This is a genomic window from Enterobacter cloacae complex sp. SHL020 (genome assembly GCF_049236945.1).
GTDB lineage: Bacteria > Pseudomonadota > Gammaproteobacteria > Enterobacterales > Enterobacteriaceae > Enterobacter > Enterobacter dykesii.
Genome location: NZ_JBMKJF010000002.1, coordinates 622,520 through 636,093 on the forward strand (window position 1 = coordinate 622,520; position 13,574 = coordinate 636,093).

11 protein-coding genes are annotated in these 13,574 nt (G+C 57.8%); 2 read left to right on the plus strand and 9 right to left on the minus strand.

The window, feature by feature from the left end:
• Window positions 1-33 precede the first annotated feature (33 nt).
• The 4 genes from ACOTZB_RS08080 to poxB all read right to left on the minus strand — a co-directional run bounded on the left by ACOTZB_RS08080 (window position 34) and on the right by poxB (window position 5,345).
• On the minus strand, window positions 34-1,047 hold the full coding sequence (locus tag ACOTZB_RS08080; RefSeq protein WP_421626857.1) for an NAD-dependent epimerase/dehydratase family protein: 1,014 nt from the start codon (window positions 1,045-1,047) through the stop codon (window positions 34-36).
• A 92-nt stretch (window positions 1,048-1,139) separates the two neighbouring features.
• On the minus strand, window positions 1,140-2,576 hold the full coding sequence (locus ACOTZB_RS08085) for a DUF2867 domain-containing protein (RefSeq protein WP_421626858.1): 1,437 nt from the start codon (window positions 2,574-2,576) through the stop codon (window positions 1,140-1,142).
• Window positions 2,577-2,586: 10 nt separating this feature from the next.
• Complete coding sequence (gene ltaE / locus ACOTZB_RS08090) at window positions 2,587-3,588, minus strand: low-specificity L-threonine aldolase (protein WP_193804726.1); 1,002 nt, start codon at window positions 3,586-3,588, stop codon at window positions 2,587-2,589.
• A 38-nt stretch (window positions 3,589-3,626) separates the two neighbouring features.
• A complete protein-coding gene (gene poxB / locus ACOTZB_RS08095) occupies window positions 3,627-5,345 on the minus strand; it encodes a ubiquinone-dependent pyruvate dehydrogenase (protein ID WP_039261536.1) in 1,719 nt (572 codons plus the stop codon).
• Between the two features lie 151 nt (window positions 5,346-5,496).
• Here poxB and ACOTZB_RS08100 point away from each other — a divergent pair, with 151 nt between their 5' ends.
• Window positions 5,497-5,931 (plus strand): DoxX family protein, encoded by a 435-nt coding sequence (locus tag ACOTZB_RS08100; protein ID WP_319875607.1) that lies wholly within the window; start codon window positions 5,497-5,499, stop codon window positions 5,929-5,931.
• A gap of 45 nt (window positions 5,932-5,976) precedes the next feature.
• Here ACOTZB_RS08100 and hcr read toward each other — a convergent pair whose 3' ends face one another.
• From hcr to aqpZ, 4 genes are all read right to left on the minus strand, one after another.
• Window positions 5,977-6,945 carry an NADH oxidoreductase gene (gene hcr / locus ACOTZB_RS08105; protein ID WP_421626859.1) on the minus strand — a complete coding sequence of 323 codons (969 nt, stop codon included), beginning with the start codon at window positions 6,943-6,945 and terminating at the stop codon, window positions 5,977-5,979.
• 10 nt (window positions 6,946-6,955) lie between these two features.
• Complete coding sequence (gene hcp / locus ACOTZB_RS08110) at window positions 6,956-8,608, minus strand: hydroxylamine reductase (protein ID WP_421626860.1); 1,653 nt, start codon at window positions 8,606-8,608, stop codon at window positions 6,956-6,958.
• Between the two features lie 144 nt (window positions 8,609-8,752).
• Window positions 8,753-9,652: a lysine exporter LysO family protein gene (locus ACOTZB_RS08115; protein WP_033145072.1), complete on the minus strand. Its 900-nt coding sequence runs from the start codon at window positions 9,650-9,652 to the stop codon at window positions 8,753-8,755.
• Window positions 9,653-9,833: 181 nt separating this feature from the next.
• Entirely contained in the window at window positions 9,834-10,529 is a 696-nt protein-coding gene (aqpZ, locus tag ACOTZB_RS08120) for an aquaporin Z (protein WP_014883193.1), read from the minus strand.
• A 290-nt stretch (window positions 10,530-10,819) separates the two neighbouring features.
• On the opposite strand from aqpZ, the gene ACOTZB_RS08125 reads away from it, so the two are divergent.
• Window positions 10,820-12,478, plus strand: a complete 1,659-nt coding sequence (locus ACOTZB_RS08125) for an ATP-dependent endonuclease (protein WP_029739481.1) — start codon at window positions 10,820-10,822, stop codon at window positions 12,476-12,478.
• On the opposite strand, the gene ACOTZB_RS08130 is transcribed toward ACOTZB_RS08125, so the two are convergent.
• Window positions 12,475-13,431 (minus strand): VirK/YbjX family protein, encoded by a 957-nt coding sequence (locus ACOTZB_RS08130; RefSeq protein WP_421626861.1) that lies wholly within the window; start codon window positions 13,429-13,431, stop codon window positions 12,475-12,477. The genes ACOTZB_RS08125 and ACOTZB_RS08130 overlap by 4 nt on opposite strands.
• Window positions 13,432-13,574 lie beyond the last annotated feature (143 nt).

Here is a 13,574-nt window from a genome sequence, read left to right on the forward strand (position 1 = left end):
TTTTTTTCTCATCGTAAAAATGCAGGGCCAGATCTACCGATGAAGCTTCCCGTGATCCCGCAGCCACGCCGCCGTACGCGTAATCCCTTCATTCAGCGTCACAACCGGTTTGTACCCAAGCTCGTTCTCCGCCCGTGAAATGTCCAGCGTGAAATCAAAGTTAAGCTTCGATACGCCGTAATGCGTTAGCGCAGGTTCTTTGGCCGTTTTACTGCCAAAACGCTCCATGCTGCGGGCAATCATATCCAGCATTGGGTAAGGGACTGAACGGATGCGGCAGTCGATCTGCAGCTCGTCAATTAAGCGCTGCACAATGCTGCGCAGCGTGCAGGGTTCGCCGTTAGTGATGTTGTAGGCGCGACCGGAGATCAGATTATCGCAGTCCGGCTGGCTTGCCAGCCACATGGCGTGGACGGCGTTTTCGTAATAGGTCATATCCACCAGCGCATCGCCGCCGCGCGGCAGCAGCACGCTGCCGTAGTGGTGCATCATCTGCGCCAGACGCGGAATAAACACTTTGTCGTGCGGCCCGAACAGGCTCTGCGGACGCAATACCGTAAAACGGGTGTGCGGGTTCGACTGCGCCAGCAGATCGATCACCTCTTCGCTGGCCGCCTTGCTGCGGGCAAACTCGCAGGCAAAGCGAGCCGGACGGAAATCTTCCTGCACGTCACGATGATGGTGGTAATCGAAATAGAGCGACGGTGACGAGATATGAATAAAGTTGCGCACGCCCCAGGCAACGGCCCATTCACCCAGACGGCGGGTGGCCCGCACGTTGGCGAGATCGAAGGCTTCCTGGGTACCCCACGGGGAGGTGAAGCTGGAGCAGTGCCACAGCGTGTCGATACCGGCGAGCATCACTTTCGCCTGCGAGGAGACCAGCTCCGTCAGGTCAGCATGGACGAACTCCGCGCCCATTTTTTGCAGCAGTTTTCCCATCGCTTCGTTGCGACCGGTAGCCCTGACGCTGATGCCCTTGTTGCGCAGAAATTCGACCGCATTTCGGCCTAAGCCGCTGGTCGCCCCGGTAACCAGTACCTTCATATCAATCCACTGTGTTGAAAAGAATTTCGTGCGCATTCTTTCGTGAATTACGGCGCTATGCAATGGGAAAGGTGAAAGAAAGAGAGTTTTATTTAGATCTTTTCCGTCTTTTGTTCTGCCTGTTGCGCAATGCGTTTCGCCATTCCCCGGAAGATAAACAGGTGGGCAGGGATCATCAACAGCCAGTAGAACAGACCCGGCATTCCGTGCGGATGCCACCAGGCGCGGACGTCCAGTTCACGGTGGGTGCCTTTGTCTTTCAGGGTAAAGCAAAGGCGACCCAATCCCGGGGCCTTCATGCCGAACAGCATCGCCAGCTGTTTTTCAGGCTCGACGATGATGACCTTCCAGCTGTCGACCGCGTCGCCCACTTCAAGATACGGGCGTGTCGGGCGGCCTTTCGCCAGCCTGTGCCCCACCAGCAGATCCATCGCCCCGCGCGTTTGCCAGAGGATATTACCGAAGAAATAACCGTCTTTGCCGCCAATCTGGTTCACCACCTCCCACAAGGCGGTCAGGCTGGCGGGGGTTTTCACCGTGCAGCCCGCCTGTTTCGGGTAATAGCCGTACTCCGGCCGCCAGCGGGCAAACGCCTGGGCGTCGTAACCCCAGTCGCTTGAATTCACCAGCTGCTCTTCTTCTTTCAGCGTATTGCGCACGGCATCGTCAAAACGGATCAGGTCCTCGGGAATGAGTGCCCGCAGTTCGCGATCGTCCGCCAGTAAATCGTGTTTGAGCCCCTGGATCAGCGCTTTGGCGGTCGTCGGCGGCACGGAGGTGATCACATTCAAAAACCATACCGAAATCCAGCGGGTCGGGAAGGGGATGGGGATCAGCCAGCGGCGGCGGCCGCTGACGCGCATAAAGTGTTCGAACTGCTCCTGATAGCTCAGCACTTCAGGGCCTGCCGCCTCGAGCACGCGGTGTTGCTCCGCCGGATGAACCAGCAGCGCCACCAGATAATGCAGTAAATTCTCCAGCGCAATCGGCGTGGTGCGCGAGCGTACCCAGCGCGGCGGGGTGAGTACGGGCAGGTTGTAAACCATATCGCGCATCACTTCGAAGGCGGCGGAGCCTGCGCCGACGATGATCCCGGCGCGCAGTTCGGTGACGGGGATATTCGCCCCGCGCAGGGTTTCAGCCGTCAGATAGCGGGCGCGCAGGTGATCGGACTGCTCGTGTTCAGGTGCCTGGAGTGAGCTGAGAAAAATCACCTGCTTCACCGGGGTTTGCAGCAGGGCATCGCGGACGTTCATCGCCACCTGCCGCTCGTGGGCGATGAAATCCCCGCCTTCGCCCATGCTGTGCACCAGGTAGTAAAGCGTGTCGACCTCCTCCAGCAGGGCGGGAAGCTCCTTCGGCCAGTTGAGGTCAACGCTGTGGCAGGTGACGCCATGCAAACTGAGTTTTTGCAGGCGTTCGGTATTGCGTGCCGCGGCCAGCACCTGGTGTCCCTGCTGGCTTAACGCCGCGGTGAGATGCTGACCGATGTACCCGCTGGCGCCGAGCACCAGAATGCGTTGCGGCACGTGATGCTCCTTATCGCTGTAAAAACGCCTGCCAGTGTTTCACCACGTCGGCCAGCTGCTCGCGGCTCACGTCGAGATGCATGACCAGGCGCACGACAGGTGAGGCGTTGATCAGCACGCCACGTGATTTCATAAATTCACCCAGCGCTGCAGCGCGATCCTCGCCCACGCGGACGAACAGCATGTTAGTGTCGTGGCGCATCACGTCGGCGCCAATCTCGCGCAGCTGCGCCGCCATCCACGCGGCGTTGTCGTGATCGTCCTTCAGACGCGCCACGTTGTTTTTCAGGGCATATAGCCCGGCAGCCGCCAGAATACCCGCCTGACGCATGCCGCCGCCGGTCATCTTACGCCAGCGGTTGGCGCGCTTGATGTAGTCTGCGTTACCGACCAGCAGAGAGCCGACTGGTGTGCCCAAACCTTTAGAGAGGCAGATGGTGAACGAGTCGCAGTATTGCGCAATCTCTTTCAGCTCGCAGCCGTACGCCACCACGGCGTTAAAGATGCGCGCGCCGTCAACGTGCAGGCCGAGCCCGCGCTCGCGGGTGAACTCCCACGCTGCTTTCAGGTATTCGCGCGGCAGGACCTTGCCGTTGTGGGTGTTTTCGAGGCTGAGCAGTCGGGTGCGGGCAAAGTGAATATCATCGGCTTTGATTTTTGCCGCGACCTTATCGAGCGGCAGGGTGCCGTCCGACGCGGCGTCAATCGGCTGCGGCTGAATGCTGCCGAGCACCGCCGCACCGCCTGCTTCATACAGATAGTTATGCGCGCCCTGGCCGACAATGTACTCTTCACCGCGCTCGCAGTGGCTGAGCAGCGCGACCAGGTTAGCCTGCGTACCGGTTGGCAGGAACAGGGCGGCCTCCTTGCCGCTCAGTTCAGCCGCGTAGCGCTGCAGTTCGTTGACCGTCGGGTCATCGCCGTAGACGTCGTCCCCGACCGGGGCGGCCATCATCTCTTCGAGCATGGCGCGGCTCGGGCGGGTTACGGTATCACTGCGTAAATCAATCATTTCACATCCCTTTATATTAAGAGGTCACGCGAAATGTTTTACCTGAGCCAGTTGGTTTTTGCCAGTTCGATCACCTCGTCGCCGCGCCCGCTGATGATGGCGCGCAGCATATAGAGGCTAAAGCCTTTGGCCTGTTCAAGCTTGATCTGCGGCGGGATCGCCAGCTCCTCTTTGGCGACCACGACATCCACCAGCACCGGACCGTCGATGGAAAACGCGCGCTGCAGGGCTTCATCCACCTCTGAGGCTTTCTCCACGCGAATACCGGTGATGCCACAGGCCTCGGCGATGCGCGCAAAGTTGGTGTCGTGCAGCTCGGTGCCGTCCGTCAGGTAGCCTCCGGCCTTCATCTCCATCGCCACGAAGCCCAGCACGCTGTTGTTAAAGACCACGATTTTCAGCGGCAGCTTCATCTGCACCACCGACAGGAAATCCCCCATCAGCATGCTGAACCCGCCGTCGCCGCACATCGCCACCACCTGACGCTCCGGGGCTGTCGCTTTTGCACCCAGCGCCTGCGGCATGGCGTTGGCCATCGAGCCGTGGTTAAACGAGCCGAGCAGGCGGCGTTTGCCGTTCATCTTCAGATAGCGTGCCGCCCAGACGGTTGGCGTGCCCACGTCGCAGGTGAAGATGGCATCGTCGTCCGCGAAATGGCTGATCTGCTGCGCCAGATATTGCGGGTGAATAGCTTTGTCGCTCGGTTTGGCGAGATCGTCCAGCCCCTTGCGGGCATCGCGATAGTCGCTTAGCGCTTTATCGAGGAACTTGCGGTCGGTTTTCTCTTCCAGCAGCGGCAGCAGGGCGGCAAGCGTGGATTTGATGTCGCCCACCAGCGCCATATCGACCTTGCTGTGCGCGCCGATGCTGGCCGGGTTGATATCAATCTGAATGATTTTCGCATCCGTCGGGTAGAACGCGCGATACGGGAACTGGGTGCCGAGCAGGATCAGCGTGTCGGCGTTCATCATGGTGTGGAAGCCGCTGGAGAAGCCGATCAGACCGGTCATCCCCACATCAAAGGGGTTGTCGTATTCAACGTGCTCTTTGCCGCGCAGGGCGTGGACAATAGGGGCCTTAAGCTTACCGGCGAATTCAAGCAGCTCCTTGTGCGCGCCCGCGCAGCCGCTGCCGCACATCAGGGCGATATTGCTGGAGTAACGCAGCAGCTGTGCCAGCTTTTTTAGCTCCTCTTCCGCAGGCGTCACCACCGGCTGTGGGGCGTGATACCAGTGGGTGCTGGCCCCCTCTGGCGCGGCCTTGAGGGCCACATCGCCCGGGATAACGACCACAGAAACGCCGCGGTTCAGCACGGCTTTGCGCATGGCTATCGCCAGCACCTGCGGGATCTGCTCCGGGGATGAAACCAGCTCGCAATAGTGGCTGCATTCACGGAACAGCTCCTGCGGATGCGTCTCCTGAAAATAGCCGCTGCCGATTTCGGATGAGGGGATATGGGCGGCAATGGCCAGCACCGGCACGTGGTTACGGTGACAGTCGAACAATCCATTAATCAGATGAAGGTTACCCGGCCCGCACGATCCGGCGCAGACGGCCAGTTCCCCCGTGATCTGTGCTTCAGCGCCCGCGGCGAAGGCGGCAACCTCTTCATGGCGGGTGGGCATCCATTCGATGGTCTTCATTTTATTGAGGCTGTCGCTGAGTCCGTTCAGGGAATCGCCGGTTACGCCCCAGATACGTTTCACGCCAGCCTGTTCGAGCGTTTTCGCTATATATGCAGCCACGGTTTGTTTCATGGTTGTCCGTCTCCTTTTTGTGATATCGCATACAAGCTTAGAAGAAAGTCTCCGTATTGCCCGTCGCATCCCCCCAATTAAAAGGTGCTTTTCACGCGCAATTATTCGGCATAATCTGGTGTTACCTCGGTAAAAACAGGAATTATTTCAAATGGTTAAATCATTGTTAATCGCTGTTAATGAAAAGCTATCGTGCGACGATCTTGGCAAACTCTTGTTACGACTTGCCGTCGGCGGGCTGATGCTTTTTCATGGTTTGCACAAGCTTTTTGGCGGCGTGGGCTTTATCAGCGGCATGCTGGTGGAAAAAGGGCTGCCGGGATTTATCGCCTACGGCGTCTTGGTTGGCGAAGTGGTGGCACCGATCCTGATTATTGTCGGGCTCCTTACGCGCCCGGCCGCGCTGGTGCTGGCCTTTACGATGATTGTGGCGTGGCTGATGGTGGGAATGGGTGAAACGCTCGCCCTCGATAAGGTAGGCGCATGGGCGATTGAAAGCCTGGTGTACTTCTTTATCGGCTCGCTGGCGGTCGCGTTTTTAGGGGCGGGGCGGTTTGCGCTGGGTAAAGCGCCCGCGTGGCGGTGATGTTTTGTAGGCCCGGTAAGCGCCAGCGCCACCGGGCATTTTTTATCAGGCAAGAACCAAATCACCCTGCGGATGACATGAACACGCCAGTACATAGCCTTCAGCAATTTCCGCGTCGGACAGCGTCATGGTGCTGGTGACGGTGTACTCCCCGGATACCACCTTCGTCTTACAGCAGCCGCACACGCCCGCGCGACAGGCCGCCGCTACCGGCACCTTGTTGCTTTCCAGCGCCTCCAGCAGCGTGGTCCCTACGCGGCCAAAGAAGGTCTGCGCAGGCTGCAGTTTGGTGAACTTAACGCCGCTGGTTGCGGCTTCCGCCACCGGCGTGAAGAACTGCTCTTTGAAGAAGCGGGTCACGCCAAGTGCTTTCACCTCTTTTTCCACGATGTCCATATACGGCGCCGGGCCGCAGGTCATCACGGTACGGTTCGCGATATCCGGCACGCTTTGCAGCAGCTCGCGGCTCAGGCGACCGGGCACAAAACCGTGCGTCGCGTTGTGCTCAGCCACCAGCGTCACCGGATAATCACGCCACTCCCCGGCAAAAATCACGTCTTTCGGGGAACGGACGCTGAAGATCGCCTGCACGTCGGCCTGCGGGCGGTTCTTCGCCAGCCAGCGGCGCATCGACATAATTGGCGTTACGCCACAGCCCGCCGCCAGCAGCAGGAATTTATCGTCTGCTTTGTCATCACAGGTGAAATCGCCCTGCGCGTCAGACAGCCAGATATAATCCCCGCGCTTCACGTCCCGCGTCAGCCACTGAGAGCCCGCGCCGTCGTCAATGCGGCGGACGGTGAGCGTAACGTACTCATTCACGCCCGGCGTTGAGGAGAGGGTATAGGCGCGCAGGGTGTCCGCCGAGTTGCGAACGCTGACCAGCGCATACTGACCTGCGCGGTACGGATAGTAGTCATGGCACAGCAGCGACAGCGTCCACACATCCGGCGTCTCCTGATGGATGTGATGAACCTGCATCCGCCACGGGCATTGTGAGGTTGGCATGGTCATGAATTACTCCTTACGCGCTCAGCAGCTGCTTCATATCATCTTCAACGTTGGTCACGGAACGCAGGCCGAATTTCTCGTTCAGCACCGCCAGCAGGTCCGGCGTCAGGAAGCCAGGCGCGGTCGGGCCGGTCACGATGTTGGTGACGCCGAGAGAGAGCAGGGTCAGCAGGATGACAATCGCTTTCTGCTCGAACCATGACAGCACCAGCGACAGCGGCAGGTCGTTCACGCCGCAGCCCAGTTTCTCCGCCAGGGTGACCGCGAGAATGATGGCCGAGTAAGCATCGTTACACTGGCCCGCATCGATCAGGCGCGGCAGACCTTCGATGTCGCCGAAGTCCAGCTTGTTGAAACGGTACTTGCCGCACGCCAGGGTCAGGATCAGGCAGTCTTCCGGCACGCGGGTGGCGAAATCGGTGAAGTAGTTTCGCTCGCCGCGCGCGCCGTCGCAGCCGCCGACGAGGAAGATGTGGCGCAGCTTTTCACGGCTGACGAGATCGATCAGCGAATCAGCGGCACCCAGCAGGGTTTCACGACCGAAGCCGACGGTAATAAGGTGCGGGATCTCGCTGTACGGGAAGCCCGCCATCTGCTGCGCCTGGGCGATAACCGGACCGAAATCGTCACCTTCAAGATGGCTCACGCCCGGCCAGCCGACGATGCTGCGGGTCCAGATGCGGTCATCGTACGCGCCGACGGTCGGGTCGATGATACAGTTAGAGGTCATCACGATAGGGCCAGGGAAGCGGGCGAACTCAACCTGCTGGTTCTGCCAGCCGCTGCCGTAGTTGCCGATCAGATGCTTAAATTTACGCAGCTCCGGGTAGCCGTGCGCCGGCAGCATTTCGCCGTGGGTATAAACGTTAACGCCGGTGCCTTCGGTTTGCTTCAGCAGGTTGTAGAGATCTTTCAGGTCGTGACCGGAAATCAGGATGCACTTGCCTTCAGTTGCCTTGACGTTGACCTGCGTCGGCGTCGGATGGCCGTAGGTGCTGGTTTCACCGGCATCAAGAATGCTCATCACCCTGAAGTTCATCTGGCCGATTTCCATTGAGCATTCCAGCAGCGCGTTCATATCGGCAGGCCAGGTGCCCAGCCACGCCATGATTTTGTGGTACTGGGCGTAAATCTCATTGTCGTACTGACCCAGAACGTGCGCGTGTTCCATATAGGCCGCAGCGCCTTTCAGGCCGTACAGGCACAGCAGGCGCAGGCCGAGAATGTTCTCGCCAATCGCCGCTTTGTCTTTATTCGGGGTGAATTCTGCCGCCTGACGCTGGAGGTCGCCCAGATCGTCGCTGACCAGCTGCAGTTCAGACATCGGGTTTTCCACGCGGGCGCTGGCATCCGCCTTCAGGCACTGTGTTTTCAGCGCCTCACGCAGGGCAATCGCTTCGCGGGCGTAGCCGACAATACGCGGAGAGTCGAAGTTAACGTTGGTCAGCGTGGAGAAGAAGGCGCGCGGGGCGAAGCTGTCGACGTAGTGGTCGACAATGCCGTATTCGCGGGCTTTGAACGCCCAGGCGGAAAGGCCTTGCAGGGCGGCAATCAGCAGGTCCTGCAGGTCAGATGTTTCTGCGGTTTTGCCGCACATACCCTGTGCGTAAGAGCAGCCATTGCCTGCCGGGGTACGGATGGTTTGTTCACATTGCACACAAAACATAATCACACCTGTTAAAGTTATATTTGATATACATGTTTAAGATTATGCCTGTGCCAGAACGGAGAAAAGGGCTTTCTGCTACAAAATAGAGGGATATTGATTTAGCGCAATTTTGGCGGCAGGAAACCTACCGCCAAAGAAGTATCAGGCCGAGAAAAAGGCCATCAGAACCGGAACCAGCAGGCTTAAAATGAAGCCGTGAACGATAGCCGCGGGCACCATCTCCAGCCCTCCGGAGCGTTGTAGTACCGGCAGGGTAAAGTCCATCGATGTCGCGCCGCACAGGCCCAGCGCGGTAGAACGGCTGCGGCGAACCAGGCTCGGGATCAGCATGATGGCAATCAGCTCGCGCGCCAGATCGTTAAAGAAGGCGGCGCTGCCGATCACCGGACCGAACGATTCGGTCAGCAGAATACCGGAGAGCGAATACCAGCCAAAACCAGACGCCATCGCCAGGCCGGTTTTCAGCGGCAGATCGAGAATAAAGGCGTTAATGACGCCCGCCACCATTGAACTGGCGACAACCATAACGGCAACCATCATCCCCCGACGGTTGAGGACAATTTGTTTCAGCGTCATGCCATTATTTCGCAGCTGAATACCAATCAGAAACAGCAGGAAGATCAGCGTATATTCACTGGCCTCAGTCGCGTGCTGTAAAAATGCCCAACCGGTCAGCCCAAGAAGAAAACCGAGCACCACGACGCCGCATAATTTTAGTGATTCAAGCGCCATTGCAATTCGTGAAGGGAGTTTTTCCTGATGGTGGTGATTTTTCCATGGAATAGTGCGTTCCAGCCACAGCAGCGCGGCAATATTGCACAGCAAAATAACCACCACGGTGACGACAGAATAATGGAGGATGGAGAGTAAATTCGCCGATAAGTTGTCCAGGAATGCCAGGCTAATCCCCATAAAGAAAAGAATAACGTAGACAATCCAGCTCAGGAATCGATTAATGAGCCTTAATGCGGATTCACGATGCAGCGGAATAAGATAGCCCACGATCAAGGGCAGCAAAATGATGAGGAGTCCTGAAAACATGAACAGCCGGTCCTTTTTGAGTATCGGTTAAGCGCCAGTGACACTACCCAATAAAGACTGTTCAGTAAAGCGGCAAAAGAAAGCCGGGCGGCGGCTACGCCTTACCCGGCTTGTGTCTACGTGGGGTGTGCGGCCTGCAGCCCTCACCCCGGCACTCTCCCACGGGGAGAGGGAGGAAAGATTAATCGCGTTTTTCCAGCAGGGTGCGGTACAGCACGCCGCCCAGGATACCGCCGATAATTGGCATCACCCAGAATAGCCACAGCTGCTCAAGCGCCCAGCCGCCCTGGAAGATGGCGACGGCGGTACTGCGCGCCGGGTTAACGGAGGTGTTGGTGACCGGAATAGAAATCAGGTGGATAAGCGTCAGCGCAAGACCAATCGCGATCGGGGCGAAACCGGCTGGGGCGTGTTTGTCCGTTGCGCCGTGGATCACCAGCAGGAAGCCGGCAGTAAGCACGATTTCAATCACGATGGCAGACAGCATGGAGTAGCCGCCCGGAGAGTGCTCGCCAAAGCCGTTAGAGGCAAAGCCGCTGGCCGCCGCGTCGAACCCGGCTTTACCGCTGGCAATCACGTACAGAACGCCCGCCGCAATAATACCGCCAACCACCTGTGCCACAATGTAGCCAATTACGTCTTTCGCCGGGAAACGGCCACCCGCCCATAAACCTAACGTGACTGCCGGGTTAAAATGACCGCCGGAAATATGTCCCACGGCAAACGCCATGGTTAATACGGTTAAACCAAACGCCAGCGCGACGCCGACAAAACCAATGCCTAATTCCGGGAATGCTGCTGCCAGAACGGCGCTACCGCAGCCACCAAATACCAGCCAGAATGTACCAAAGCATTCTGCTGCCAATTTTCTAAACATAACCACCTCAAATAATTTTCCGCACGCATTCCCGCGTGCGGGATATATCGCCATAAAGGGATGACGACTCAAAGAGCCCGTATTTTAAAAACCAATAACACCCCTTCGCCACTTAAATAAATTCGATTAATTTGATTTAAGGCAATGTGATGTCAATCCTTGTTCAAATCAGCGGTAAATAGAGCATAGACCAATTCTGGTAAGGGCGAATGTTATGCTGTCGTGGCAGAGCGCCTCCCGCTATACTGCTGATAACTTGAAGGAAAAAGTGATCATTTCGCGGGGGATTTATGCTTCTCGAACGTGTGGAAATTGTCGGGTTTCGCGGTATTAACCGCCTTTCACTGCAGCTGGAGCAGAACAACGTCCTGATTGGCGAGAACGCGTGGGGTAAGTCCAGCCTGCTGGATGCGTTGACGCTACTGCTTTCGCCCGAAGACGATCTGTATCACTTCGTCCGCGACGATTTCTGGTTTCCGCCCGGTGACGTAACGGGGCGCGAGAAGCACCTGCATATCATCCTGACGTTCCGTGAATCCGAGCCCGGACGTCACCGCGTGCGTCGCTTCCGCCCGCTGTCACCCTGCTGGGTGCCGTGCGATGACGGTTTCCACCGGATTTTCTATCGGCTGGAAGGCGAGATGGCGGAGAACGAGGGGGTACTCACCCTGCGTGATTTTCTCGATGAGAAAGCTAACCCGATCCCGCTGGACAATATTGACGATCTGGCCCGTCATCTGATCCGCCTGACGCCGGTGTTACGCCTGCGCGATGCGCGTTTTATGCGGCGTATTCGTAACGGAACCGTACCCAATATGCCGGAAGTGGAAGTCACCGCCCGCGAGCTGGATTTTCTGGCCAGAGAGCTGGTGTCGCGTCCGCAGAATCTTACTGATGGCCAAATTCGTCAGGGGTTGTCCGCAATGGTACAGCTTCTGGAGCACTATTTTTCCGAGCAGGGAACCTCGGAATCTCGCCACCGTCTGATGCGCCGCCGCTCTCATGATGAGCAGCGAAGCTGGCGTTACCTCGACATCATTAACCGGATGATCGACCGGCCCGGCGGTCGTACCCATCGGGTGATTCTGCTGGGGCTGTTTTCAACGCTTCTGCAGGCCAAAGGCACCGTTCGTCTTGATCGGGACGCCCGGCCGCTGCTGCTGGTGGAAGACCCGGAAACGCGCCTGCATCCCATCATGCTCTCCGTGGCATGGCATCTGCTGAATCTGCTGCCGCTCCAGCGCATTACGACCACCAATTCCGGAGAATTATTATCGCTGACGCCGGTAGAACACGTATGTCGCCTGGTGCGTGAATCCTCCCGCGTTTCCGCTTTCCGGCTTGGGCCGGGCGGTTTGAATGCGGAAGACGGGCGGCGCATCGCGTTTCATATTCGCTTTAACCGGGCGTCGTCGCTCTTTGCCCGCTGCTGGCTGCTGGTGGAGGGGGAAACGGAAACCTGGGTTATCAACGAGCTGGCGCGCCAGTGCGGCCACCATTTTGATGCGGAAGGCATTAAGGTGATCGAATTCGCCCAGTCGGGATTAAAGCCGCTGATAAAATTTGCCCGCCGGATGGGGATCGAGTGGCACGTGCTGGTAGACGGTGATGAGGCGGGCAAAAAATATGCTTCGACCGTGCGTAGCCTGCTGAACAACGAGCGCGAGGAAGAGCGCGACCATTTAACCATGCTGCCCGCGATGGACATGGAGCACTTTATGTATCGTCAGGGGTTCGACGACGTCTTCCACCGAATTGCCATGGTGCCGGTCGATGTCCCGATGAATATGCGGCGCGTAATCGCCAAAGCCATTCATCGTTCGTCAAAACCGGATTTAGCCATTGAAGTGGCGACGGAAGCGGGGAGGCGGGGCGTGGAGGCGGTGCCGACCCTGCTGCGGAAGATGTTCTCCCGCGTGCTGTGGCTGGCACGCGGGAAAGCGGATTAGCCTTGGGTTGCCTGTTTCACCTGCTGAATCAGGCTATCCAGCAGTTCGTAGCGGCGGCGATATTCGGAACGTTTTTTGCTGGCGATCTCTTCCATTGGTTTACGCGGCATGACTAGCGGCAGCATAAAGTTACCGTTATCCTGCTTTTCACCGCCGAGGGAAAGCCAGAAACTGTCGTAATCGGCCAGCAGTTTGCCCTCTTTTTTCTTGCGGTAGCGCCAGCTGCGATAAATGTGGGTATCGTTACTGACGGCAACAATTTGCTCTACCGGGAACGCGGCGCCAAGCGTCATGGCGGCCTCGACCAGCAGACGTTTCGGGAACAGACCGTGGCAGGCTTTCGTCGCACTCTGGATCAGCTCATGAGGAACATGCGCTTTTGCGCCCTGTAAACCGCCAATGAACAGCGTCGATTTTCCCTCAAACTGGCATAGCGTAAAGGTCATTTCCGCGAGCGCCGTATTTTGACCGTCACTGAAAATGAGGGTAGCTTCTCCCTCTTTATCCATAAACGCATCGGCGCACAGACGGACGGTAAATTGCTGTTCATCTTTTCCGGTTAAGGTCAGCAGAGTCACGCCCTGCTTTGAAAGGTAACCCTTTGTCAGCGTCGCCGGCAGCTGGCGACACATCATCTGGTAGTGCCAGGACAGCGATTCCAGCGCACGCTGTCGATCCATATTGACCGTCAGCCATGGACGATGAAGGCGGCAGGGCAGCCCCGGCTGAACCTGGAGCATTTGCATCAGGTGCGGATGCTTTGCAAGGTCAGACAGCAGACGCGCGGTGCTGAGCGGTGTCGCCAGTGAACGCAGCATGAACTTGCGTCGGTAGGCGGTGTTTTCCCATGCCAGCCCGGGTGCGATCTCACCGAAAGCCAGGTTTTTGAAGAGCTGCCAGCCGGATTTTGGCTGCGGCAGGTTTGAAAGTGATGTATCGACGATAGAAGACATGGTAGATCCTGATCCTTTTGGAATATCGCTATTTCAGCAGGGGGAATGTCAACGTCTCGTAAACAAATTAGGGCGATTTCGGAGAACAGGGGTTTCGTTGAGGAGTCGTTTAGATAGAATCAACATTTATAATTGCCAGAACA

What these genes read in the sequence shown, in the direction of transcription:
- aqpZ (WP_014883193.1), bottom strand. Translation starts at nt 10,529, where the DNA reads ATGTTTAGAAAATTGGCAGCAGAATGCTTTGGTACATTCTGGCTGGTA.
- ACOTZB_RS08115 (WP_033145072.1), bottom strand. Translation starts at nt 9,652, where the DNA reads ATGTTTTCAGGACTCCTCATCATTTTGCTGCCCTTGATCGTGGGCTAT.
- ACOTZB_RS08125 (WP_029739481.1), top strand. Translation starts at nt 10,820, where the DNA reads ATGCTTCTCGAACGTGTGGAAATTGTCGGGTTTCGCGGTATTAACCGC.
- ACOTZB_RS08100 (WP_319875607.1), top strand. Translation starts at nt 5,497, where the DNA reads ATGGTTAAATCATTGTTAATCGCTGTTAATGAAAAGCTATCGTGCGAC.
- hcr (WP_421626859.1), bottom strand. Translation starts at nt 6,945, where the DNA reads ATGACCATGCCAACCTCACAATGCCCGTGGCGGATGCAGGTTCATCAC.
- poxB (WP_039261536.1), bottom strand. Translation starts at nt 5,345, where the DNA reads ATGAAACAAACCGTGGCTGCATATATAGCGAAAACGCTCGAACAGGCT.
- ltaE (WP_193804726.1), bottom strand. Translation starts at nt 3,588, where the DNA reads ATGATTGATTTACGCAGTGATACCGTAACCCGCCCGAGCCGCGCCATG.
- ACOTZB_RS08130 (WP_421626861.1), bottom strand. Translation starts at nt 13,431, where the DNA reads ATGTCTTCTATCGTCGATACATCACTTTCAAACCTGCCGCAGCCAAAA.
- hcp (WP_421626860.1), bottom strand. Translation starts at nt 8,608, where the DNA reads ATGTTTTGTGTGCAATGTGAACAAACCATCCGTACCCCGGCAGGCAAT.
- ACOTZB_RS08080 (WP_421626857.1), bottom strand. Translation starts at nt 1,047, where the DNA reads ATGAAGGTACTGGTTACCGGGGCGACCAGCGGCTTAGGCCGAAATGCG.